General features: G+C 39.5%; 19 protein-coding genes and 1 pseudogene. 3 read left to right on the forward strand and 17 right to left on the reverse strand.

The window, feature by feature from the left end:
• Positions 1-188: 188 nt before the first annotated feature.
• The 12 genes and pseudogenes from lipA to KG708_RS17510 all read right to left on the reverse strand — a co-directional run bounded on the left by lipA (position 189) and on the right by KG708_RS17510 (position 11,121).
• A complete protein-coding gene (gene lipA, locus KG708_RS05325; protein ID WP_213608426.1) occupies positions 189-1,175 on the reverse strand; it encodes a lipoyl synthase in 987 nt (328 codons plus the stop codon).
• Positions 1,176-1,285: 110 nt separating this feature from the next.
• Complete coding sequence (locus tag KG708_RS05330) at positions 1,286-2,068, reverse strand: ferredoxin--NADP reductase (RefSeq protein WP_213608427.1); 783 nt, start codon at positions 2,066-2,068, stop codon at positions 1,286-1,288.
• A 115-nt stretch (positions 2,069-2,183) separates the two neighbouring features.
• Positions 2,184-2,597: a SufE family protein gene (locus tag KG708_RS05335; RefSeq protein ID WP_213608428.1), complete on the reverse strand. Its 414-nt coding sequence runs from the start codon at positions 2,595-2,597 to the stop codon at positions 2,184-2,186.
• 23 nt (positions 2,598-2,620) lie between these two features.
• Positions 2,621-3,154: a putative Fe-S cluster assembly protein SufT gene (gene sufT / locus KG708_RS05340; RefSeq protein ID WP_213608429.1), complete on the reverse strand. Its 534-nt coding sequence runs from the start codon at positions 3,152-3,154 to the stop codon at positions 2,621-2,623.
• A 37-nt stretch (positions 3,155-3,191) separates the two neighbouring features.
• Positions 3,192-3,557, reverse strand: coding sequence for an iron-sulfur cluster assembly accessory protein (locus KG708_RS05345; protein ID WP_213608430.1), 366 nt, complete (start codon positions 3,555-3,557; stop codon positions 3,192-3,194).
• A 10-nt stretch (positions 3,558-3,567) separates the two neighbouring features.
• Complete coding sequence (locus tag KG708_RS05350) at positions 3,568-4,794, reverse strand: SufS family cysteine desulfurase (protein ID WP_301003281.1); 1,227 nt, start codon at positions 4,792-4,794, stop codon at positions 3,568-3,570.
• Positions 4,791-6,050 carry a Fe-S cluster assembly protein SufD gene (gene sufD / locus KG708_RS05355; RefSeq protein ID WP_213608431.1) on the reverse strand — a complete coding sequence of 420 codons (1,260 nt, stop codon included), beginning with the start codon at positions 6,048-6,050 and terminating at the stop codon, positions 4,791-4,793. The genes KG708_RS05350 and sufD overlap by 4 nt, the downstream gene beginning before the upstream one ends.
• Positions 6,047-6,811, reverse strand: coding sequence for a Fe-S cluster assembly ATPase SufC (gene sufC / locus KG708_RS05360; protein ID WP_213608432.1), 765 nt, complete (start codon positions 6,809-6,811; stop codon positions 6,047-6,049). Before sufC ends, sufD begins: the two co-directional genes overlap by 4 nt.
• A 4-nt stretch (positions 6,812-6,815) precedes the next feature.
• Complete coding sequence (sufB, locus tag KG708_RS05365; protein ID WP_213608433.1) at positions 6,816-8,252, reverse strand: Fe-S cluster assembly protein SufB; 1,437 nt, start codon at positions 8,250-8,252, stop codon at positions 6,816-6,818.
• Between the two features lie 654 nt (positions 8,253-8,906).
• A pseudogene (locus tag KG708_RS17800) lies at positions 8,907-10,058 on the reverse strand (TonB-dependent receptor plug domain-containing protein); the annotation flags it as partial.
• Between the two features lie 208 nt (positions 10,059-10,266).
• Positions 10,267-10,452, reverse strand: a complete 186-nt coding sequence (locus KG708_RS17505) for a hypothetical protein (protein ID WP_301003288.1) — start codon at positions 10,450-10,452, stop codon at positions 10,267-10,269.
• Between the two features lie 237 nt (positions 10,453-10,689).
• Positions 10,690-11,121, reverse strand: a complete 432-nt coding sequence (locus tag KG708_RS17510) for a prolipoprotein diacylglyceryl transferase family protein (protein ID WP_301003289.1) — start codon at positions 11,119-11,121, stop codon at positions 10,690-10,692.
• Positions 11,122-11,458: 337 nt separating this feature from the next.
• Here KG708_RS17510 and KG708_RS05380 point away from each other — a divergent pair, with 337 nt between their 5' ends.
• The 3 genes from KG708_RS05380 (at position 11,459) to KG708_RS05390 (ending at position 16,441) form a co-directional block, all read left to right on the forward strand.
• Positions 11,459-14,290 (forward strand): TonB-dependent receptor, encoded by a 2,832-nt coding sequence (locus KG708_RS05380; RefSeq protein WP_213608434.1) that lies wholly within the window; start codon positions 11,459-11,461, stop codon positions 14,288-14,290.
• A gap of 106 nt (positions 14,291-14,396) precedes the next feature.
• Positions 14,397-15,530, forward strand: a complete 1,134-nt coding sequence (gene nagA, locus KG708_RS05385) for an N-acetylglucosamine-6-phosphate deacetylase (protein WP_213608435.1) — start codon at positions 14,397-14,399, stop codon at positions 15,528-15,530.
• A 17-nt stretch (positions 15,531-15,547) separates the two neighbouring features.
• Entirely contained in the window at positions 15,548-16,441 is an 894-nt protein-coding gene (locus KG708_RS05390; protein ID WP_213608436.1) for a dihydrodipicolinate synthase family protein, read from the forward strand.
• A gap of 285 nt (positions 16,442-16,726) precedes the next feature.
• On the opposite strand, the gene KG708_RS05395 is transcribed toward KG708_RS05390, so the two are convergent.
• From KG708_RS05395 to KG708_RS05415, 5 genes are all read right to left on the reverse strand, one after another.
• Positions 16,727-18,985 (reverse strand): exo-alpha-sialidase, encoded by a 2,259-nt coding sequence (locus KG708_RS05395; RefSeq protein ID WP_213608437.1) that lies wholly within the window; start codon positions 18,983-18,985, stop codon positions 16,727-16,729.
• 178 nt (positions 18,986-19,163) lie between these two features.
• Positions 19,164-20,330, reverse strand: a complete 1,167-nt coding sequence (locus KG708_RS05400) for a kelch repeat-containing protein (protein WP_213608438.1) — start codon at positions 20,328-20,330, stop codon at positions 19,164-19,166.
• A gap of 71 nt (positions 20,331-20,401) precedes the next feature.
• Complete coding sequence (locus tag KG708_RS05405) at positions 20,402-23,104, reverse strand: TonB-dependent receptor (protein ID WP_366513574.1); 2,703 nt, start codon at positions 23,102-23,104, stop codon at positions 20,402-20,404.
• Between the two features lie 15 nt (positions 23,105-23,119).
• Positions 23,120-23,302 carry a hypothetical protein gene (locus KG708_RS05410; protein WP_213608440.1) on the reverse strand — a complete coding sequence of 61 codons (183 nt, stop codon included), beginning with the start codon at positions 23,300-23,302 and terminating at the stop codon, positions 23,120-23,122.
• A 301-nt stretch (positions 23,303-23,603) separates the two neighbouring features.
• Positions 23,604-24,428 (reverse strand): alpha/beta hydrolase, encoded by an 825-nt coding sequence (locus tag KG708_RS05415; RefSeq protein WP_051686687.1) that lies wholly within the window; start codon positions 24,426-24,428, stop codon positions 23,604-23,606.
• Between the last annotated feature and the right edge of the window lie 86 nt (positions 24,429-24,514).

Consider the following 24,514-nt stretch of genomic DNA (forward strand, 5'->3'; position numbering starts at 1 on the left):
TATGCCTGTCCCATTTTATTTGTTTTATGCCTGTCCTATTTTATTTTTTTTATGCCTGTCCCATCTTATTGGTCCCATCTTATTGACTATTTTATTTCAGCGGGAAACTTTCTCTTTTAGGAATATTACCCGCCATTATTTATCTAGCTTCCAGTACATCATAACGATGTAGTACAAAGTACCATTGTTTAGTAGCTTGCTGGATTGAAATTCACAGCGTCTTTACCCGCTGCTTGTTGATCTGCGTGGTAGCTTGAGCGTACAAACGGGCCAGACGCCGCGTGGGTAAAACCAATTTCATCAGCATACGCTTTTAGTGCATCAAACTCAGCCGGCGGTACGTAGCGTTTTACAGGTAAGTGATGCTTAGAAGGTTGTAGGTATTGGCCTACGGTTAGCATGTCAACGTTGTGCTCACGTAAATCACGCAGCACTTCTTCAATTTCGCTAATTTCTTCGCCTAAACCAACCATTAACCCTGATTTAGTTTTAACTTCAGGATGCGCTTCTTTAAAGCGGCGTAATAATTCAAGTGACCATTTATAATCGGCACCAGGGCGCGCTAATTTGTATAAACGTGGTGCGGTTTCTAGGTTGTGATTAAATACATCAGGCGGCGTTTCAATTAAAATTTCCAGCGCTTTGTCCATTCGGCCACGAAAATCAGGGACTAATATTTCAATGGTAATGTTAGGGTTATGTTTGCGAATTTCGCGAATACAATCTGCAAAATGTTGAGCGCCACCGTCACGTAAATCATCACGATCTACCGAAGTGATCACGACGTAGCTTAGTTTCATGTCTTTGATTGTGAGTGCTAACTTTTCAGGCTCTGCGGCATCGGGCTTTAATGGACGGCCATGTGCAACATCACAAAATGGGCAACGACGTGTACAAATAGCCCCTAAAATCATGAAAGTGGCGGTGCCGTGGTTAAAACATTCTGATAAGTTAGGGCACGACGCTTCTTCACATACCGAGTGAAGGCCATGCTTACGCATGGCTTGTTTAATACCGTCAATCCGCTCGGTTGACTTAGGCAAACGAATTTTAAGCCAAGAGGGCTTTGGCAGCATGTCGGTTTTCTCTGTGGGTAATATTTTAACCGGTATTAGCGCCATTTTCTCAGCGTCACGTAGTTTTACACCGGGTTCTATTTTTGCGGGTTTATTCATGTTTAAAACCTTTAATATTTTAAATCAATGAGCACAATAATTATTGTATAACTCTTGTTAGGGTCATACTTTAGCTTTTCTTTGCCGTGATCTATTTTTATGCCGTACTATTATTTTTCTATAAAGGCATGTTCAATAACATAATCGCCTTGTTTACGCGATGTCGCCTTTACAAAGCCTAAGTCATTTAAAATCGTCATTGTGTCATCTATCATTGCTTGATTTCCGCACAACATTACTCTATCTGAAGTAGGATTAAGTGCTGGTAAGCCAATTTCTTGTGTTAATTCATTATTTATTAATAAATGCGTAATTCTTTTTTGGTGCGCAGCAGTGCTGTATGCTTCGCGCGTTACAGTGGGATAATAAATAAGTTTATTTTTTACCCACTCACCAAAATACTCATTGTTAGGTAACTCATTACAAATAATGTCTTGGTAGGCAAGTTCTGAAATATAGCGTACCCCATGCACTAAAATTACTTTTTCATATTGTTCATAAATATCTGGATCTTTAATAATACTCATAAATGGCGCCAAGCCTGTGCCGGTTGCAAGTAAATACAGGTGCTTGGCGGGTGTAAGATAGCCAGGTACTAAAGTGCCTGCTGTGCGTGTTGAAAGCATAAGCTGATCGCCCACTTTTATGTGCTGTAATCGTGATGTCAGCGCACCATGAGGCACTTTTATGCTAAAAAACTCGAGTTCATCTTCATAATTAACGCTGGCAATACTATAAGCGCGCATTAATGGCTTACCATCTACCTCCATACCAATCATCACAAACTGGCCGTTTTCAAACGTAAATGAGGGGCTACGCGTGGTTTTAAAACTAAACAAGGTATTATTCCAATGATGAATACTTGTTACTGTTTCTGTGATGCTACTTCTCATTAAACACTCCTGTAACACGTTTAAATAAACACTTGTTTGCGTGTTCAAACGAGTTGTTTACTCGCTATTACTCTATCTATTTAGCTATAAATGGTTTTATTATTAAGAGGTTAAATTAGTTAGCATACGAATTGGCAATGGCCTGAATTTTAGCCACAATGGCTTTTAAGCCATTCCCTCTACTGGGTGTTATATGCCGTTCAAGATCTAATTGTTTAAAGTACTCATCAATATCAACTGCCAAAATATCTTTGGGGGTTTTGTTGTTAAACACCACCATAACTAACGCTAGTAGGCCATTGATAATTACCGCATCACTGTCTGCCTTAAAATATAAAATGCCGTCATCGAGGTTGCTGATTAACCACACTTTACTTTGGCAACCTTTTACTACGTTTTCATCTGTTTTTTCATTCTCATCAATACGAGAAATACTTTTTCCTAGGTCAATTATGTATTGATAGCGTTGCTCCCAATCATCAAAAAAAGCCATATCATCAATAATGTCATCGCGCGTTGGTAAACTCATTAGGTACTCTCATGTTTAAAAAATTAAAAAAACACACCTGCTTCAAGTTGCGCCTCTTCACTCATCATTTCGCGAGACCACGGTGGATCAAATATTAATCTAACATTGACCTTTTTTACGTTTGGCACCATGGCTAACCTATATTCCACATCACCTACTAATACAGGCCCCATACCGCAGCCAGGCGCTGTTAAGGTCATATCAATATTAACCGTTTGAGCGTCTTGATCTATTTGCACATTATAAATTAGCCCAAGCGATAGCAAGTTAATGGGGATTTCAGGGTCGTAAATGGTTTCTAAGGCTTGTAAAACATGCTCATAATATATGCGCCCATCTTGTGGCGTTGGAAAATCTAACGTTTGCGGTGTACGCCCTAATGCATCAGCATCAGTGCCATCTATGCGTAACATATTACCTTGCCACGTTACGGTGTAGTTTCCGCCCAAATCTTGGTTTATATTAACAAACTCATCTTTAGGTATAATTACTAAGTCACCATTTGGCACCCTGCGCGCCTTACACTCACGCGTTAAAACAACTATTTTTTGCTGCATGTATTAAGCCTCTTTAATGTGCAACTCAGGGTAAGCTTTAGCTAACATTAAAACTTTCACCACAACCACATTCATTTACTACATTGGGGTTATTAAATTTAATTACCCCATTAACGCCTTCTTTGACGTAATCAATTTCAGTGTCTTTAACTAATGCCATAGCGTCTAATGCAACGGCTAAGGTGAGTTTATCGCTTGCCTTAATCACGGTATCGTGTACTTGAGGCTTTGCAACCACATCCAGCACATACGCATAACCTGTGCAACCACTTGCTTTGGTACTTAATCGCAATACATGATCAGGACTGTTTTTTAATTTCCCCTCAAAATAGTTTATTGCAGACTCTGATAAGGTAACAGGAGCACTGTGGCTATTTTTTGGTGTAAACATTTCTACATTCATTATCATTTCCTCAAATGAGCATTTGGTGCACTTTTTTAAGTGCAATAAAAAATGCGTCAACTTCCTCTATTGTGTTGTAAATCGAAAACGATGCCCTTGCAGTACCTGGTAGCGTTAAACGCCGCATAAGAGGCTGCGCACAATGATCACCACTGCGAATAGCAATGCCTTGCTGATCAAGTAAAAAACCAATGTCAGCACTGTGGCACCCTTGTAACACAAAACTTAACACGGCAACTTTTTCAGGTGCATTCCCCACAATAGTTAACCCATCAAAGTTATGTGCCTGCTCGGTTGCGTGCTTCAATAATGCGTGCTCATGATGTTGCAAAGCGTGCAAGTCCAGTTGAGAAAACCACTCAACTGCCGCTGCTAAACCAATTGCACCGGCAATATTAGGCGTTCCCGCCTCTAAACGATTCGGTAACTCTCCCCATGTAGCGGTTTCGTAGGTAACATTGGCAATCATTTCGCCACCCGTTTGCCAAACTGGCCAGTTTTTCAAAACAGACTCTTTTCCCCACAGCACGCCAATACCGGTTGGACCAAACAGCTTATGCGCTGAAAACACATAAAAGTCACACCCAATATCAACTACATCTACCTTTGCGTGAGCAATACCTTGCGCACCATCAATCAGCACCAAGGCTCCTACTTTTTTAGCTTGTGCGGTAAGCGTCTTAATGGGGTTAATTGTGCCAAGCGCATTAGAAATATGAGGAAAAGCAACCAACTTAGTATTTGTTGATAACAGCGCTACAAATGCATCAATATTGAGTGTACCGTCATCATCAATTGGCGCAATTTTAAGCGAAGCGCCACTTTGCGCGCATGCCTGCTGCCAGGTCACTAAATTAGCATGGTGTTCCATTTGTGTAACAAGCACTTCATCGCCTGGGCGCAACTGTTTTGCTATACCATGCGCTACAATGTTTATGCCCTCAGTGGTGCCACTTGTCCAAATAATTTCTTTGCGATTAGCCGCGTGCATAAAACAGGCTACTGTATCACGCGCGTGTTCAAAGCGGGTGGTCGACTCATTACTCAAATGATGTGCTCCACGATGAACGTTGGCATTACATTGAGTATAAAAATCGGTTATCGCATTAATCACTGCATAAGGTTTTTGGGTTGTAGCCGCATTATCAAAGTATATTAGCGGCTTGGCATTAACTTGCTGCTGCAAAATAGGAAACTGAGCTCGCAATTGCGCTATATTTAAAGAAGACATACTCATATCACTTGCATCTTTACAAAACGAGATTTCAATTTAGGCTCCAACCACTGGGCAATGTGCTTGTTGGGTATATCATTTATTAATTGTTGAATAAAACCAAAGTTCAACATCACTAAAGCCTCTGCACGTGCTATGCCACGAGAACGTAAGTAATACAGCGCGTCCTCTTCTATTTCGGCAATGGTGGCACCATGTGCGCATTGCACATCGTCAGCGTATATCTCAAGTTCTGGCTTAGTGTTAACCTGTCCCCGACGCGATAATAGTAAATTTCGATTATTTAATTCAGCACGTGTTTTTTGTGCATCACGATGAATATGGATCCGCCCGTTAAACACCGCTTTTGCCTTATCGCCAATAATACCGCGCGCATTTTCTTCGGTCGTACCATTGGGCATTGCATGTTCAATCGTGCTGTGTAGATCAAAGTGCTCACTTTGCCCAAGCAAATACAGGGTATTAAATTTTGCCTGTGTATATTGCCCATTGTGCACAATATCCACATCTATACGCGAAAGCGCACTACCATAAGCAATTAATGTTGAATTAAGCTGAGCATGGTCTTGTAAACTAAAATGGCAACCACCAAAGTACATCGCCTCTGCGCTTTGCATTGCAAAACGGTAATGCTCTACATAAGCCTCTTTACCTATGTCGTATTCGGCAAAACAGGTGCTCACACTCGCAGCATCGCCCTGTTCTTGTTCAATAATAGTAACTTTAGCATTGGCGCCAACCCGCACTAAAATACGCTGATGAGACCCTTGCTTATCTGTACTCATTGAAACAACACGAATAGGTTTTGCAATGTTAGTGTTGGCTTCTATATCAATAATCAGCCCATCTTGAGCCAACACATCATTGACTAGCCCAAAAAAATGATGCTCAGGTTTTACCTTATTAAATATATTGTTAGCCACATCTTGCTCGCTCTTAGGCGTTTCTAACAAGCCACTAATACGCAGCCCCTTAGGCAATACTTGTGTTTTTAAATCTGTGTGCAATATGCCATTTATAAACACCAAATCAATACTATCGAGCCCTTCAATAGCACCAGGAGGGGCTGTTTTTACCGCCGTATCGCGATTAAGCGTAAGGTCATCAAATGCGTTTAAAGAGGTATACTTCCAACGTTCAATACGCCGATGCGGCCAATCCATTGTGTGTAATTTAGCTAAAGACTGCGCCCTTAACGGGCTCAACCAATCATCACAAGATTGACCATGCTCTATTACCTGCTGCAACCACTGATTCATATATTTGGCTCCTCAGAGGTGTCTAAACCCAAAAATGCATAGCCTTGCTTTTCAATTTCTTTAGCTAATGTCGCATCACCACTTTTAACAATTTTCCCATTAGCTAAAATGTGCACATAATCAGGTTCAATAAAATCAAGTAAACGCTGATAGTGAGTAATAACTATAAAACTACGTTTACCATCGCGCTGACTATTTACTCCATTAGCAACAACTTGTAAGGCATCGATATCTAAACCCGAGTCAGATTCATCTAAAATGCACAACGAGGGTTCAAGCAAAATCATCTGCATAATTTCATTGCGTTTTTTTTCACCGCCAGAAAAACCTTCATTTACGCCGCGCTTTAAAAAATCCAAAGGAAGTTGTACTTGAGCGCATGCATGTTTTGCCTTTTTTAAAAACTCGGCCGCCGTTAATGGCTCTAGGCTATGCTGTTTTCGCATGGCATTAACCGACTCTTTCATAAATTCCATATTACTGACACCAGGTATTTCAACCGGGTATTGAAAAGCTAAAAATACGCCTTTTTTTGCTCGTTCTTCAATATCCATATCAAGTAACATTTCATCATTAAATATTACATTCCCTGCAGACACATCATAACCTTCACGCCCAGATAGCACATACCCTAATGTGCTTTTTCCTGCACCATTTGGGCCCATAATTGCATGTACTTCACCTGGCTTAATCTCTAAATTAAGCCCTTTCAATATAGTTATATTTTCAACATTAGCGTGTAAATCATTAATTTTAAGCATTATTTTATCCTACTGACCCTTCAAGACTAATCTCAAGTAACTTACCTGCTTCAACAGCGAACTCCATTGGCAGCTCTTTAAAAACCTCTTTGCAAAAGCCATTTACAATCATAGAAACGGCTTTTTCTGCGTCAAGACCACGTTGCTTGCATAAAAATAGCTGCTCATCACTTACCTTTGACGTGGTGGCTTCATGCTCAACAATGGCGGACGGATTACGACTTTCAATATAAGGAAATGTATGCGCCCCACAACGATCTCCAATAAGCAATGAATCACACTCAGTGAAATTACGAGCCCCGTCGGCTTTAGCGCCCATATGCACTAACCCACGATAAGCATTATTACTATTACCCGCACTGATCCCCTTTGAAATAATGGTCGATTTAGTATTTTTACCTAAATGAATCATTTTTGTGCCAGTATCTGCTTGCTGCTTTGCACGAGTTAATGCAACAGAATAAAACTCACCAACACTGTTATCGCCTTTGAGTATGCAGCTTGGGTACTTCCAAGTAATGGCCGAGCCTGTCTCAACTTGTGTCCAAGAGATTTTTGCATTGGTATGACAAATACCGCGCTTAGTTACAAAGTTATAAATGCCCCCCTTGCCATTTTCATCACCCGGGTACCAATTTTGCACCGTTGAATATTTTATTTGCGCGTTATCTAACGCAATCAGCTCAACCACCGCTGCATGTAATTGGTTTTCATCGCGCTGAGGCGCCGTACACCCTTCTAAATAGCTCACATAGCTTTGTTCTTCTGCAATAATTAACGTACGTTCAAATTGCCCCGTATTTTGCTCGTTAATTCTAAAGTAAGTAGAAAGCTCCATAGGGCAGCGAACCCCTTTGGGTATATAAACAAAAGAACCATCCGTAAATACCGCACTATTAAGTGCTGCAAAATAATTGTCTCCACGCGGAACAACACTGCCTAAGTACTTTTTAACGAGCGCAGGAAATCGATGAACTGCTTCGGAAATAGGACAAAAAATAACCCCAGCCTCTTCAAGCTTTTCTCTAAATGTAGTAACAACCGATACCGAGTCAAAAACAGCATCAACGGCAACACCCGCAAGCATCTGTTGCTCATGCAGTGGGATCCCTAGTTTTTCGTAAGTACGTAATAATTCAGGGTCCACTTCATCAAGAGATTTAGGCTTATCTTTCATGCTCTTAGGTGACGAGTAGTAGGAAATAGCTTGAAAATCAATTTTGGAATACGCTAAGTGAGCCCAATCAGGCTCTTCCATAGTAAGCCAATTACGATAAGCATGAAGCCGCCACTCTAATAACCACTCAGGTTCACCTTTATTTGCAGAAATACGCTTAATTACATCTTCATCTAATCCTACGGCAAATGTTTCAGACTCAATGTCGGATACAAAACCCGCATCATATTTTTGTGATAAAACCTGCTCAATTTGTTCGCTCATACTTAAAAACCCCCTTTACCTTGTTTTATATCAATACATTAATTGCTTAAAACAAAGTACACCAATTACGTAAACACCAAGACAACACTCGCCCCAAATACTTGAGTAATTTACTCAGGTATTAATCGTATAATACTTGACTAAAACACTCAAGTATTATGGCAAGAAATTTTTACTCTCAACAAAATCAGCGGAAACTAAAAAAGGACAAACTAAAAAGGACAGGCATGTTTTTTCTTAAACCACACAGGTAACTTGTATCAATAAATAGAAGATGATTAATTCGAGGAAACGTACTTAAAGTATAAGTCAGTAAAAATTGCTTGTTTTAATCTTATTCACTCAAACAGGCACAACTAGAGTTGTTTAGTGGTTTTACTATAAAACTACTTAGACGCAGAAAAATATTTTTCCGCCTCAGGCGGGGCTCTGTTTACCTTTGAATTTTAGTTAACACATAAATTTGCACCTAATGAGACGCAAATAATGCTCTCAAGCCCTACTTTAAAATAAAATACACATGCTTTTGTCGTCTAATAAGACGGAAAAATATTTATTCAATAAATTACCACTAAGGCGCTGTAAAAATTTATGCCTGTCCTTTATTTTTATGCCCTAAGGCACTGTAAATATTTATGCCTGTCCTTTATTTTTTTCTTCACGCACATAACGGCCTCGCATCCACGGCAATTGCATATCATTTTCTATGCCACTCGCAGCTGCATCAAATTGCATCCCATTGATAATAGTGCCCGACTCATCCAAACTTACATCGGTTAAAAAGTCAGGATTTAAAGACCACTCAGGTATATCAATCACCGACTCTGTTCTATTTTTATCAAGTGAAAAACCAAAATAGTTAAAGCCAATTTCAACACGGCTGGTTGGGCGCCACTGCGTGCTAAATTGTACCCCTTCTCGCTCACGTAATTCGTTTACAATTGAGCCACGAACCACTTGAGGAAACCAAACATTGTCATAACTATTACCCTGAGCATCGCTTATTGAGCCCCACTGATTATTATTATCAACCGGCGCGCCATTTACATCGACAGGGTTTTCACCCGTAAAGCGCCACACATTTGCATCTGTGCCACCAGAGAGTGTCCGGTTGGTGCGTTTTGTGAGGTATAACCAAACAATACGCCAAAGGTATCGGCCTCGTTCTTCCAAGAATAAAGCGCGGTTAACTGCGGCTCAGATTCTTCAGTCACATCGGCATAGGTGCTTTCAATGTTAATTACCCCAGAGTTTGCCTCCATACTCAGCGGTTTACGACTATGCATTAATACCGTGCCGCCTACGCCCCCTCATCTAAACGTGCCTCTGGCGATTTATATACTTCCACGCTTTCAATCATGGCAGAGGAGTAATGCATAATCAAATGAGCGAGACGGCTCACCTGGTGATGACGCAATAAAATTACCATTTAGCTGGTAAAGGTTAGCTCAGATGATAACCCCTAATACTTACCGATGAGCCTTCGCCTCCGTCACGGTCAATCACCACGCCAGGTACGCGTTGTAATGAATCAGCGACATTTTTATCAGGAAACTTACCAATATCTTCTGCTGTTATGGCATCAACCACAGAGCTCGATAAACGCTTTATATCTAAATTAGCCGCCATACTGGAACGAATACCACGCACCTCAATCACTTCCATATCTTTGCTTTTTAATGTTTTATCTTCTGCTTCATCAGCATATGCATGATTGATAACAGATAGAATAGAAACGCATAGCGTTGATTTAATAAAAAGTGGAAGAGAGTGATGTGCAGCGTGAGTTATCCGATGAGCAGTCATAGTTTTAACAGTTCCATTTAAAATACAGTTAATACTTAAAAATGAGTGTACCGGCTAAAGCTGATACGAAAAAAGTAGCTGTATTTTACACAACAAAACTTAATAGTTTGTTAATGCAAACTGATAAGTAACTGAATACTTTATCAATAAATAGTCAATTCGAATAAAGGTAGGAAGTAAAGCAGCAAAATTGCTATTTAGCTGCTTATTAAAAGGGCATAAAAGGAATGACGCGATTAAACAGCAATACACCGCTATTTTTATCACTAATAGCCTGAATATAATAGTCTAAACTAGCATGAGAAAGCTCTCCCATATGGCTGGTGACTAACTCACCTTGGCTATTATAAAACAAAGTGGTTGGTAAGCCCGCAGCACCTGATTCATGACTCACATTACTGCTTTGGTCAAAAATACATGGTTGAGGTCGAGTTGTTGTTCATCAAGAAATGCTTTAACTGTGTGTAAATCTTCGCCCTGATTAACAAACGCAACGGTAATATGTGGGTTATTTTTGAGCAGCCTGTAGCACCGGCATTTCTTTCGACACGGCGGACATTATGACGCCCAAAAGTTAATCACCACCGGCTTACCTTTAAAGTTTTGAAGGTTAATCTGCTGCCCTTGCATATTATGCACAACTGATTGTGGTAACTGCACACCCGTTTGGTAAATCGAAAGTGCAAAATTTGGAATGATCATTGAACAGAAGCCAACCCCCTGCAATAGCGTAGCTTTTAATTACAGCTTTTTTACCCCGCGCATATAACGCTAAAACAATTATACCGCTGAACCAGCCATAATAAGGTATAAACCCACCATCACTAATATTAATCAGCTGCCACCAATTTCCTTGATAGCTATCCCACATCGTAAGCACAAATGCTAACCGAGAGACTAAAAACCCCACCACAATTGCTTTAAAAACCGTGTCTAAAATCGCTTTTTGTAATGGATGTTGGCGTGTTAATAAATACGTAAGCCCCCAAAAAATGCCTAACCCTAAAAAAATAATTAACTGAGAAATGGAAATAACTAAAGGCCCAAGAGAAATACTTAACATTTTACGACTCTAATCAATACAATTAATCGGTATGTTACACAAAGGCACAATTAAACCAATCATAATTTCCTTTTTACCCCTAACTCATTGCAAATCCGGTTCTCATATTTAAATACAAATAAATTAATAAAATTAAGACGCTAGCAAAAAATGTAAACGGATGGTTGTAAAAAAACAATTTTAGCTTTGACAATATAAATCCCTAGGTGGTATGTTGGTATAACAGGTTAATGGTATACTTTAACTGTATCATTGTTGCGTTAAAGTATTTCAAGGTAATTCATTTAGATGATTAAAAATAAGCATATAAAAAATATAAATATTACTTGGGGATATCATGATGAAATCAAAAACGTTTGTTAAGTCACTACTGGCGATAAGTATTGCGTCTCTAACTACCGCTGCAGTTGCTGCTGATGAGCAGGACATCACAGTAAATGCAAAAGTTGAAAAAATAATTGTTACCGGTTCACACATTAGCAAAGGTGATTTTGAATCGGCTTCACCCGTTAAAATTTTAGACGCAGATGACATCGAAGGCGTAGGTGCAGTCAATGTTGGTGATTTACTGGCTAAAATACCTTCAATTGTTGGAGACACCACCTCAGCAAGCTCTAATATCAGTGAGCAAGACTCTGGTTTAAATATTGTTGCGTTGCGTAATCTAGGTTCATCACGGACACTGGTATTGGTTGACGGCAAGCGCTATGTATCTGGTATGTCAGTAGGGTCTGGCTATGGTGTAGACTTAAACACAATCCCCACAACCATGATCCAAAGTATTGAAGTACTTACTGGCGGCCAATCTGCCGCTTATGGCTCTGATGCCGTTGCCGGTGTCGTCAATATTATCCTCAAGAAAAATTTTGATGGCGTTGCATTTAAAGCACAGGCAGGACAAAGTAGCGAAGGTGATAAAAACACCACTGATATTGAGTTTTCTATTGGTAAAAACTTTGATGACGGCAATGCATGGTTATCTGTAGGCTACTCAGAAGACGATGGCTTAATGGCAAGTGATCGTGATTACTCTCGTGTACACAAAGATGCTGTAGATACTGATGGTGATGGTATTAGAGATACCTCTGCTTACGTTGGTTCATCGCATGTTTTTGGCGGCCGTATAGATAAATATAACGGTGATGGCAGCTTATTCACTCGTACTGACGATCCGGCCACCTCTGATGCGTTTAACTTTCATGATTATCGTTCAATGATAGCACCACTAACACGGCATTTTGTTGCCAGTGGTTTATCTCTTGATCTAAGTAATAAATCACGTATGAACTTCACTGCTAATTACGCTCGTGTAGATTCTCGTGCACGTTTTGAACCAATCCCTCTAGATACACGAAATGATATTTTTAAGCTCTCTAAAGGAGGCTCTACGGGTATAGATATCGCCAGCCATCCTTGGTTTGCTGGAACAGAACTTGGCAATAACTTACTTGCAGATGGTATAACAAATCTTGATGATGCAAGCTTAACGTTCAGACGTCTTTATGAGTTTGGTGATCGTGGCGCTGAAAATACTCGAAGCACATTTAGAGTTGCTGGTGAATATGAATACGATATATCTAATGATATTTATTTAACCGTCAGTGGCACCTATGGCGTTACTGATCAACAACAAACTAACCATGGTGATATAAACCTAGACCGTGCTCGCTTTGCCTTAAATGTAGAAGACGATGGCGCAGGTGGTTATCAATGTGCAGATGAAATTGCACGAATTAATGGCTGTGTAGTATTTAATCCATTTGCTCTAGATGGTATTTCAGCTGAAGCAGTCGAGTACTTAGCGGCTGACACTAACCTTGAGGGCAGTATAGAGCAAGTGGTTGTTACCGCTATTTTGGCCGGTACACTCGATTATGCAATTAGTGATAACGTTGACAACATCGGTTTTGCGGGTGGTGTTGAATACCGTGAAGAAAAAGGCCATGAAACTCCTGATCCATTACGCCAAGCTGGTATTGTACGTGGCGCGGCAATTGCCAAAACAAGCGGCTCTTTTGACGTTGTTGATGTGTTCGGTGAATTACATATTCCGTTACATGAAAAACTAAGTCTATCAGCAGCTGTCCGCTTTGGTGATTATTCATCGGTAGGCAGTACGACAAATTGGACATTAGGATTAGATGCGCCTATTTCAGATAGCATACGTTTACGTGGTGCTTTAGCAACAGCGGTACGTGCACCTAACGTAAGCGATTTATTCGCTGGCGGAACGGCCACCGCAGCACTAGTTACCGACCCTTGTGATGGTATTACTAATACTGATAACGGGAATATTGCCAGTAACTGTCGGTCAATAAATGCAATCCAAAATCGTATTGATAGCGACGGCGCATTCAATTTAACCCAAGTAGAACGCCAAAATACCTCAGGCTTATTAAGCGGCTCTACCGATGTTAAAGAAGAAAAAGCAGATACGTTCACAGCCGGTATCGTATTTACTCCAGAATCATTTTCTGGTCTGCAAATGTCGCTCGATTATTACGATATTGAAATAGATGATGCGATTGCAAAAACTGACCGAACCGTTATTTTAAATCGTTGCTACTCTGCAGATCCAAGTGACTTTGACGCTAATTGTGGTGGCTTAGTACGACGTGACGGACGCTCAGGTGCAGCCCTTGAAGTAAACGCAGCCTCAGGCAATGAGAACTTAATTGAAACCAAAGGGCTTGATATTGATGTGTCATACATGACCGACTTAGGTGATGGTGACTTATACGTAGGTTTTGCTGCAAATATTTTAGATACTTACAGTATTACAGGCCTTGAAACAGGTGACAAACAAGAACTGGCCGGTGAAGTATTATTTCCAGAGCTACGCTTTAATATAAATGCTTCATACACCACCAATGACTTCAATGTTTATTGGCAACTACGTTATTGGGATGAAGCTAAAGACCGTAACGACAATACAGTTCTCACTGAAGAGCTTAACTCTATTGACTCACAAGTTTATAACGATGTTCGCTTTAGTTATAACCTTACTAATCAAATTAACGCTTACTTTGGTATTACTAACCTATTTGACGAGCAACCTCCTCACTTAACCGCAGGTCATAAATATCAGCAGCAAGGTACGCTTACAAATGGCACCGCTTATGATTTAGTCGGCCGCGCTTATTATGCTGGGGTTAAGTTGAATTTTTAATTTTAACAGTAACTTAGCCAATAATTTGATATTTAACGTATCAATTTAAGAAGGGCTGAATTTTCAGCCCTTTTTCTCAACTTCAGCAAAAACCGAGAGCCCTCTCATGAGAACCACACTAATAGCCGAGCAACTGTTTGATGGTAAAACACTATATGAAAATCACCCTATCAGTATTGAGGATGGCAAAATCATTGCGTTTGATACCATTAAAGGCGCCATTGAGAATAAAGTAAGTGGTTTATTAACTGCCGGATTTATTGATACACAAGTAAACGGTGGCGGCGGTTATTTACTTAATCAAGACACCAATTTACACACTTTAAAGGCAATGACTAACGCGCATGCTAAATTTGGTACCAGTAGCTTGCTCCCTACCTTAATTACCAGCGATGTTAATAAGATAGAGCAAACAGCAAACTTAATAAGCACTGCTTTAGCACAAAATACACCCGGCATTATTGGTGTTCACTTTGAAGGGCCGCATATTAGCGAGCCAAAAAAAGGCATTCACAGTAGTCAACAAATTCGCGGTATAAGCCAGCAAGAATTAGATATTTATTGTCGTGACGATTTAGGTATTAAAGTCGTTACTCTCGCACCTGAAAGTGTCGACTGTGACATTATCAAAACCTTAGTTGCAAGCAATGTACACGTTTGCCTAGGGCACTCAAATGCAACGTTTGTACAAACACAAGCGGCATTAGCAGCCGGTGCTAGCGGCTTTACTCATTTATTTAACGCAATGTCTGCACTCGAGTCACGCGAGCCAAATATGGTTGGAGCAGCCTTGCTCGATGAGCAGAGCTGGTGTGGGCTTATTCTCGATGGTCATCATGTACATCCAAGCACAGCCAAATTAGCCTATAAAGTCAAAGCTGCACATAAAATGATGTTGGTTACCGACTCAATGTCAACCATAGGTAGTGAACAAACACATCTTCAGTTTGATGGTCATCAAATAAGCCTAACCGGCGATAAACTAACTAGCAATACCGGTCAATTAGCAGGCTCTGCTTTGAATATGATCACTGCAGTAAATAACGCTGTAAAAATGCTAAATATCCCATTTATTGATGCGCTTAAGATGGCCAGTTTATACCCTGCCCAATTCTTAGGTATTGCCGATTCTTACGGGCAATTAGCTGTTGGCTCAAATGCCGATTTAACCCTACTTTCTTCAACACATTCGTCGCCACATGTTGTAAATACATGGATCAGCGGCAGAGCAATATTTTAAAATTTCAGAGGCTTACTATGAATAAATTAACAGGACTGATCGCCGCCCCTCATACCCCGTTTGATGAAAATGGAGATGTTAACTTACCGGTTATTGATCAATTAGCAGAATTACTTATTAAACAAGGCGTTAAAGGCGTTTACATTTGTGGCACTACTGGCGAAGGCCTTAATTGCTCTGTTGACGAACGTAAAGCAATTGCACAGCGTTGGGTAAGTGCAGCAAAAGGTAAATTAAGCATTACAGTTCATACCGGCGCACTCTCAATTGTAGATACGCTAGCACTGACCAAACACGCTGAAACACTAGATATTTTTGCGACATCAATTATTGCGCCTTGCTTCTTTAAACCTGGTTCTGTTGATGATTTAGTCAATTACTGCGCGAGCGTTGCAGCAGCAGCTCCTAGCAAAGCCTTTTATTATTATCACTCAGGCATGTCGGGCGTGATGTTTGATATGGAGCAGTTTTTAATCAAAGCCGACAAGGTTATTCCTAATCTTGCAGGGATTAAATTTAACCATGTTGATTTGTACGAATTTCAGCGCTGTAAACGCGCTTGCGATGGTAAATTCGATATTCCATTTGGTGTTGACGAGTTTTTACCCGGTGGGTTGGCTGTCGGCGCGATTGGTGCTGTAGGCAGTACCTATAATTATGCTGCACCACTTTACCTCGATATTATTGACGCTTTTAAACGCGGTGACCAAGAGACAGTCACTGCCCTGATGGATAAAGTAATTAGTATTATCCGCCCGCTAGTGCAGTACGGCGGTGTTGCAGCTGGTAAAGCCGCTATGCAACTACATGGCATTGATGTGGGTAACCCTCGTCTACCAATACGCGCATTAAGCGAGCAAGAAAAACAAGATGTTGTAACCAAAATGAGCCACGCAGGTTTACCGTCATAAAGACTTATTAAAGCGCTGCATACTAAACTTAAGTAAGCAGTCACTAATAAATTTAAACCTCCCTATGAGCCGCATAAATGCGGCTATTTCATAGCTAATAAGCTTAACTCATTCAATAGATATCTTCATGTTAGCTAAAGTCACCTTGTTATAAGTTGCCTAAATAAAAGCGCTTCAATTACCGCTTGGCAATAAACAAAAAGGCAATGCAGTACTAATTACTGCATTGCCTTTCTTTAATAAATGTAAACTATTATTTATTGTTGATTGAGGTATAGCTAAACTTTACTGCTGTAGCTGAGTCACTTCTAAATTAATATACTTAATCAGTGTATTACCTGTAGCCTCATAAATAACAGCAATGCTGCCATCTTCTAAAGTAATAATATCTGAATAAGCACTGTAGCCATAAACCAGTTGGTATGGTGTATTAAAATTTAAACCTTCATCTTCACTTATCCAAATTCCTAAATTTTGGCGATTACTGCCAACAGGATCACCAATAGGCCCTGACGCCAAAATTTGATTTTTGTCATCTCCATCTGCTTGTGCGGAAAAACGTGTAATACCTATATCGACCCTAGATACGTTAAGGTCGTGCGATGTCTGCTTCCATGATATACCACCATCGGTGCTTAAAAAATGATAACGAGTACCTGAAGTGCCGCCATCATTTCGAGCGCTAAGTAAAATCTTACCGTCAACTAATTCAACTATATCTGCTTCTGTAGGGCCTGAAATAGGAGTTAACTCACCAGGCAACCAAGTGGCGCCATTATCATCACTATAAATACTCGCGACATAAAATAAACTATCCGATGCACGTACAATTGCAGGGAAAATCATTCTACCATTAAGTATTTGTTGGTCAGCAATTTGCCTATTTAATTGAATTCCGTGTCCAGGACCTGCGTTAATAGAGCGCCAAGTAGAATCTTTAACACTAGCACTAACATTAATAGTATCAGACCACGTTACCCCGTTATCTTGGCTCATTTTATATAATAAGTAGTTTGGATCGCCCGGAGCAGCACAATTACCATTTTGAGCACATAAATCTTGCCATTGCGTATAAAAAACAAAAATAGTGTTGGTGCTTTTATCGATAACAGGTCTAGGGTCTGAGAAGTCATATTGCGTGCTTTCTTCTAGTATTTGTACTGGTAACCACGTTTTACCTTTATCCAATGAACGCTTTAAAGATATATTTATTAAACCATTAGCACCTGGATCCGCTCCATTTGGACGGCCTTCAATAAAAGCAAGTAAACTGCCATCTCCACTTTGAATAAGAGAGGGAATTCGGTAGTTAGACATACCATTTATACCTTCTGCTCCTCCTTCAAATACAGTACTTTGAGTTATGGGTTCATCACTATTTTTAATTTTAAAACTAACTGATTTATAATTTGCTGTGCCACTAATTCCTGTAGAACCGTTACCAAACACAATGACATTTTGACTCGTCTGTGAACCTGTCCAAGTTGTTACTTCAATACTATTAAAAGTAAAAGTAGCCATATTTGTGCGTGGATTAAATATTATCTGATAGTCATGATACTGTTTATCCCCACCTCCTTGAACAAGCGTATATTGGGTATCCCCCTCCACATCTGCAATTAAGTCGCCATTACTATCGAGCATCACATTAACTAAAAATCGTTTACTGCCATTGGCATAATAATTGGTTAGATATGACCCAGACTTTACTTTAAATGTACTAGACACAGTCCATCCGTTCGTTGTTGCATCTAGATTGTTTTGCGTACTAGGTGTTACTTGCCACTCAGCACGCCCATTGCTGCCATTAACAAACCATGCTTGTTGTCCAGCATCATCAATCAAATTACCGGTTCCTTGGATTGAAGAATCATCTACCCAACCAGCTTGCTCCGGTGTAATATTTAAGTCTGCATAATAGTGGGCAATAACATTGTCTGGACGCGTCAACGTTGAGGCTTGGGCATTATCCAGTGCGGTATCATGAATTTGTGTTTCGTAAATTTTACCTTTAAAAAACCACTGACCACCCTGCTGGTCAACATTTCGACCAATGCTCATGGTATTTAACTCTGAAACACTATTAAAAAAATGCGAACTCGGCGCTGTTATTAATAACTGACCATCTACAAACAATTTAGTGCCTTGCGCACTTATTACCACGGCTGCTTTATGAACTAAATTATCATTAAAAGAGGTGTTTGTTTTGATATCATTTATAAAAACGCCTTTCTCTCTTGCGTGTACTCTTAAAGTTCCATCGCCATTAATAAGAACCGAAAACTCACTGGAGCCATAAAGCGAGCTAGAAATACTAAATAAAGTTCCCGTTGTACCCGTTGCTTGAAACTTTGTATAAATCGTTCCTGTTGTTAAGTTTTTAACTTCTGTGAACTCATTATCAAGCGATAAATACTCAGAACTTCCATTAAAATTAAGAGTTGATGTATCCCATTCTTTTAATATTGTTGCTTTTGATTCAAAAACACTAAATATTAATATAAATAGAAAAAACAACTTATGAGTTTTTCTTAAGATATTCACTATGCTTTCCTCTGTATTAGTAAAGCTCTCAACTTGCAAGAGCCTGTTTGATCCTAATAACTAAACTGCTTAATTAGTTACACAGGTTTATAACGAACAAAACGTTCGCAAAATTGTGGTTTTATGCCCCAACAATATGTGCTTAAGCATCAATAAGCAGTTGAATGCCATATATCGATTATTTTTCAGCAAGGGGTGAAACTTTAGCGCTGTATATATAAGGGCTACGCTGTACGGCTTTTACTTCACCTGATACCCAATATAGGGTGTCTTGATATTGCGCAGTTTGGAGGGGCCCGGCACCACCAGCAAAGGGGACAAGCTGTTTGAGTGCTGACCAAGTACCGCTTTTTAAATCAAATACGATTTGTTTACGGTTAAACTTAAATGCAGCTACTGACATAGAAAAGTACTGTTGTTTAAATTGCGCTAACGCTTGGCCTTGCAATGTTGTTAATTTTAATACGGCGTTATCAAATATTTGCTTGTTTACACCGCCTAAAAATAATATTTTATTTTTGGTTAAACGCAGGGCACTACCTCCGGCAAGGGTGACGTCTTTATTATTCAGTTGGGTATTGGGTAATGCACGCCAACTCGCTGTGCTGTAATCAAAAGCATAAGCGTCTGTGAGTGCAAAATTATGCGAGGTTGCTTGCGGATTGAACCCACCAAATAACATAAACTCATCGTTTATACTTATCGCCGGAAATTGCGTACGCGCAATGGCGGGTAATGCAGGTATGTCAGTGTCACATCGCGCACTGACAAAAGAAAATTTACAGACCTGATTTGAAATTTTACCATCTACATTACCTGCAAATAGATATAAAAAACCATCATGTATGTCGGCTGCACCATCAGACCAAACAAATGGCAGTCTAGCGACTATTTGGGTTTGAGGTATGTGATTTTCATCTAGCGTTAACTCTATAACCGTGTCGTACGTCTGTTGATTATTTTTACCGCCCACCAAAAGCAAGTGGTTGTTTTTAGTTACTGTTGCGCAATAACCCATTGCCATAGGCAGCTTAGAGGTAGCCACTAACTTAAATTGGTTGTCACTAATATCGTATACATAAATAGTGTCATGGTAATATTTGCTAGCACCATCAAAGTAAGGGTGCCCATAAGGGAAATTAGCCCCTCCCGCTATAACTAAATATGAACCAATTACACCGATATAGGCTGCTGATATTCCCGTCGGTTCTCCTTTTTGAGTTGAAAGTGGTAGTGAAGCCACTTTCGACCAGTTAGCAATCACACTATCTGTTTTAGCCTCAAGTGGCACACTAAAAAAACTACTTAACACTAAGCAACTAAGCCACATCATTAATCGATGCATACCATCCTCACTATTTAATTAAAATGAAAAAAACCTAATATAAGCGATTAGGTTTTTTTACAAAAAGTGAATTAAAACTTATATTTAAGACCAACAAAGAATTGACGACCAATGATGTCGTAAGCCCTTGGCTCAGTGTTAGTACCTGCAGCAGAACCGGTTACAGTGCCTCGAGGAATAATATCCGGTTCTTCATTAAACAAGTTATTGGTTCCTGCATACACATTAAATGACTCATTAAAGCTATATGATGCACGTAAATCTACGTAATAAACTGAATTCAATGTATTTATGTCATCAGATAGCGTTTGATTAACATCATTATTTACATCATTTTGTGTTTCATCACGAAAGGTAACTTGAGCAAATAAATTAAAGTCTTCAGTCACGTTATAAGTCGTGATAAAGGTATATCTAAATTCAGGGTAAAGTACTTCGCCCTTATAGTCGCGCTCAACGCCCGATTTACTTGTTGTCACATACTCATCTAAATAAGATGCAGATAAACTCAAGTCTAACTTATCCATGGTGTAAAAAACTTCAACGTCTACGCCACTTGTTCTAACCTCACTTTCATTAATTGCCTTGGAGGTAATATTTAAAATAGGGCCGTTAACAGCACGCACCACATTACCATTACACGATGCGTCAAATTCAGTTGGCGACACATCGTAACAACGATTAATGATCTCACCAGCACCTACATTTAAAATTGCATCTTCAATTTCAATAGAGTAATAATCTAAAGAAACCGAAAGTGAATCAATTGGCGTGAATACCGCACCTAAGGTATATGTATCTGCTGTTTCTTCTTGTAAGTCTTCAGAGCCCATTTTTAAGAAGCGTTCATTCTGACTTTCAGAGCCTACCAGTGTAAACGAGCCATCTGATGCGATACGTTGTGCAATAGAATCTATTGAGCGACAGTTATCAGCTACATTACCTGTAGAATTTGCAGTTACCCCATCACACACATCATGACCACCAGTTGCACTTGCAGATCCTGCAGCGTAAAGGTCATTAACATTAGGTGCTCTTACCGCACTAGAAAGGCTTGCACGAAGACGCACGTAATCATTAATTGGTGCATCAATTCCTAAACGATACGTTGAGGTATTGCCAATTGACGAATAATCACCAACCCGCATCGCCAAACTTACATTAAGCCAATCATAAACGGGTAATAATACTTCACCAAAAGCCTCATAAGAATAAAAGCTGCCTTTTGTTGGAAACACTTGTAGTCTTCGAGTGATACCTGCTTGACGGAACGCATCAGGCGTTTCTGCTCCCTCTTCTTTGCGGTATTCAATACCTGCAGCAAAACCGATAAACTCATCATTAAGAGTAAAAGGTAACTCACCAGATAAAACACTATTTACTACATACTGTTTAATAACCCCGGTTTGACCAGTAGAAATACCAATATAATCAACTGCCTCATCAGAAAAACCTGTCACACCCGCTAAACCTAACTCACTGTCAGTTGTGCCAAATGGGTTAATAGGCACACATCCTTGCCATCTATCTGTAGCATCTGCACATTGATAACCACCATTGCCATCTTCTTCAATATTCAAAGCCGAGCGAAGTGCGACTAAATTTACATCGCCACTGTTTTTCTGTACTTGATTAGTTGTGCCATATACCGCTGAGGTGCTTAATAAGAGACCACTATCAAATTCATAATCTAAATTACCCGCAATGCGAAAAGTGCTACGATGATTTTCTACGCCTAAATTATCAAACTCAGCTAAACGTCTAAAAGTATTTACCCGATCTAATGACGTTCCACCCGACGCTTGTAAAGCCGGTAATAATTGACTTTGCGCACTGCTACCATTAAAAAATGGACTATCAGCAACATCAATTCCCGTCACTCCCCCTCGGTTAACAGCAAATACATCATTTACTATACTCAAAGGTGCAGTTTCAATATTGGTAGAAGAGTTTACTTCAGAATAATTAATTTCAAGCTCAGCAAATACTTTATCTGAAATATCAAATGTCATGCCTGCTGCTGCATATTGTCGCTTATAAGGTGCAATCGCTTTTCGATAAAAAGTTTGATTATAAAAATCACTCTCACCATCAAGCTGCCCATCTGCGGTTATTTTTGGCGCAAATTGGCTAAACTCATCACCGTTACCAAAAATACTCACATCAGCAAACTGAAATGCGCCACCATCTACGTGCATTGGTCCGTTTCTAACACGCAATGTTTCACGCAGACCATCACCGTCTTCATCATGTACATTAATACTATTTCTTGAAAAATCTCTGTCCCTAGCCATTAAATCATCTTGATTAGCAAGGCCAACAGAAAACCATGCATTACCAGAATCAAAGTTTTTGCCATAAGTAAAATCTATGTTTTGTCTAGCTGCGCCACCTTCATCTGAATCAGCACCAAACACATTAACCTCAACACCTTCAAAATTCTTTTTGGTAATAATATTTATTACACCTGCAATTGCATCAGAGCCATAAATTGCAGATTGGCCACCGGTTAGTACATCAACTCGTTCAATAATCGAGGTGGGAATGGAATTTAAATCAACACCATAGCCATCACCTGCGGATGTACCCGACACATATCGACGCCCATTAACTAATACAAGCGTTCTCGCTGTGCCTAAATTTCTTAATGACGTGGTACTAATACCTGAACTGCCACCGCCATCGCCATTATTCGATGCATCATTAGTACCGGCAGTTACTGAAGGTAATCGGCTCAATGTATTGGAAATTGAAATAGCAGCCACCCCTTCAATAGCTTCTTTACCTAGCTAAACAACCGGTGAAGACGAACTAAAGTTGGCACTGCCTTTAAAAATATTTGAGCCAGTAACGTTAATACGCTCAATATCTTTTTTTGACTCTGACTCTTGCGCAATAACTTGCGAGCTTAATACGGCTGCAATACAGACCGATAAAGCGGATAAGTGATGCTGAACTTTATTTTTTTTCATGGTTTTCTCTCATTATGACAATGTAAATATAACTAGGTGAATAAATATTATACAATCAACCCATCATACCAGTACACCTTCAACAAGATTTTAATTAACATTTAAATCACATTAAATAAATAATTTGGTTATATGAAAATAAAAGTAAGCACTTAATAACTGCAAAAACATTTTATTTATTGCTCAAAAATAAGCCAAGCAGTAATTGCTCAACGAACAATCTTTGGATTATTTTTAATTTTTTTATTTAATAAGGGGCTTACATGCTAAATCAGACATGAAAATATGCGTAAAATACACATTACTTTTGAAGTACACTGGCTTTGAAATTACCAGCCTTTATTATCTGCAACTCCGTATAAATTATCTCTTTTAGCTGCTCCCAACTCCGCTGATTTTTTGCAAAACCAGGAAACATCGTGAAATGATCATCTTCTTTTAAAATGTGCAGCACCACTTTACTCAAGCAAGCGCACTCTATAAAACTCAAGGCTTGGTTTATATTTACTTCTTTATCCATATCACCATGAACGATGATATACCTAACATTGGCATCGACTAGCTGAGCAGGATTACTGTTTGCCACACTTGTTTTTATATTATTGTTTTTGTTTAACAATTTACTTACTTGCTCTGGCTGTCCTAAGTCTTCTGCACGTCTTAAGTCTAGGACTCCAGCAATTGAAATCACCGACTTTACTGTTAAATAGTTCGGCCTATACAAAATCGAGCATGGATTAATCATAGCCCTCGATGCTGCCCACGTTGCTAAATGCCCACCTGCAGAGTGGCCAATAAGTGTCACGTTGCTTAAATCAAGTTTATGCTGTTCAGCTAAACTTGATAAGAAATCGACCCCTTCGCCAACATCGTTCAGTATGCTTGGCCATGGCGCTGTTACATTAGCCCCTAGACTATTCATCCTTCGATATTCTAAATTCCAAATAGCGATATTGAAGTCTTTTAAATACTCAACAATATGCTTCGTTGGGTAAGTGTCTAAGCTGTGGTTATCTTTCCAATATCCGCCATGAATCACAATAACCACAGGTAAATAATGATTGTTTTTTGGTCTAATTAATTGGCCATATTGCTGCGAATCGTCACCGTATTTATATATATTCACTTTTAAACCTATCTATTAATTTAAAAAATCAGTAGTTGTGTTAACCATACACCACTGGTATAACAGCTACACCACAATACATCAAA

Origin of the sequence: Pseudoalteromonas sp., assembly GCF_018402495.1 — a bacterium.
GTDB lineage: Bacteria > Pseudomonadota > Gammaproteobacteria > Enterobacterales > Alteromonadaceae > Pseudoalteromonas.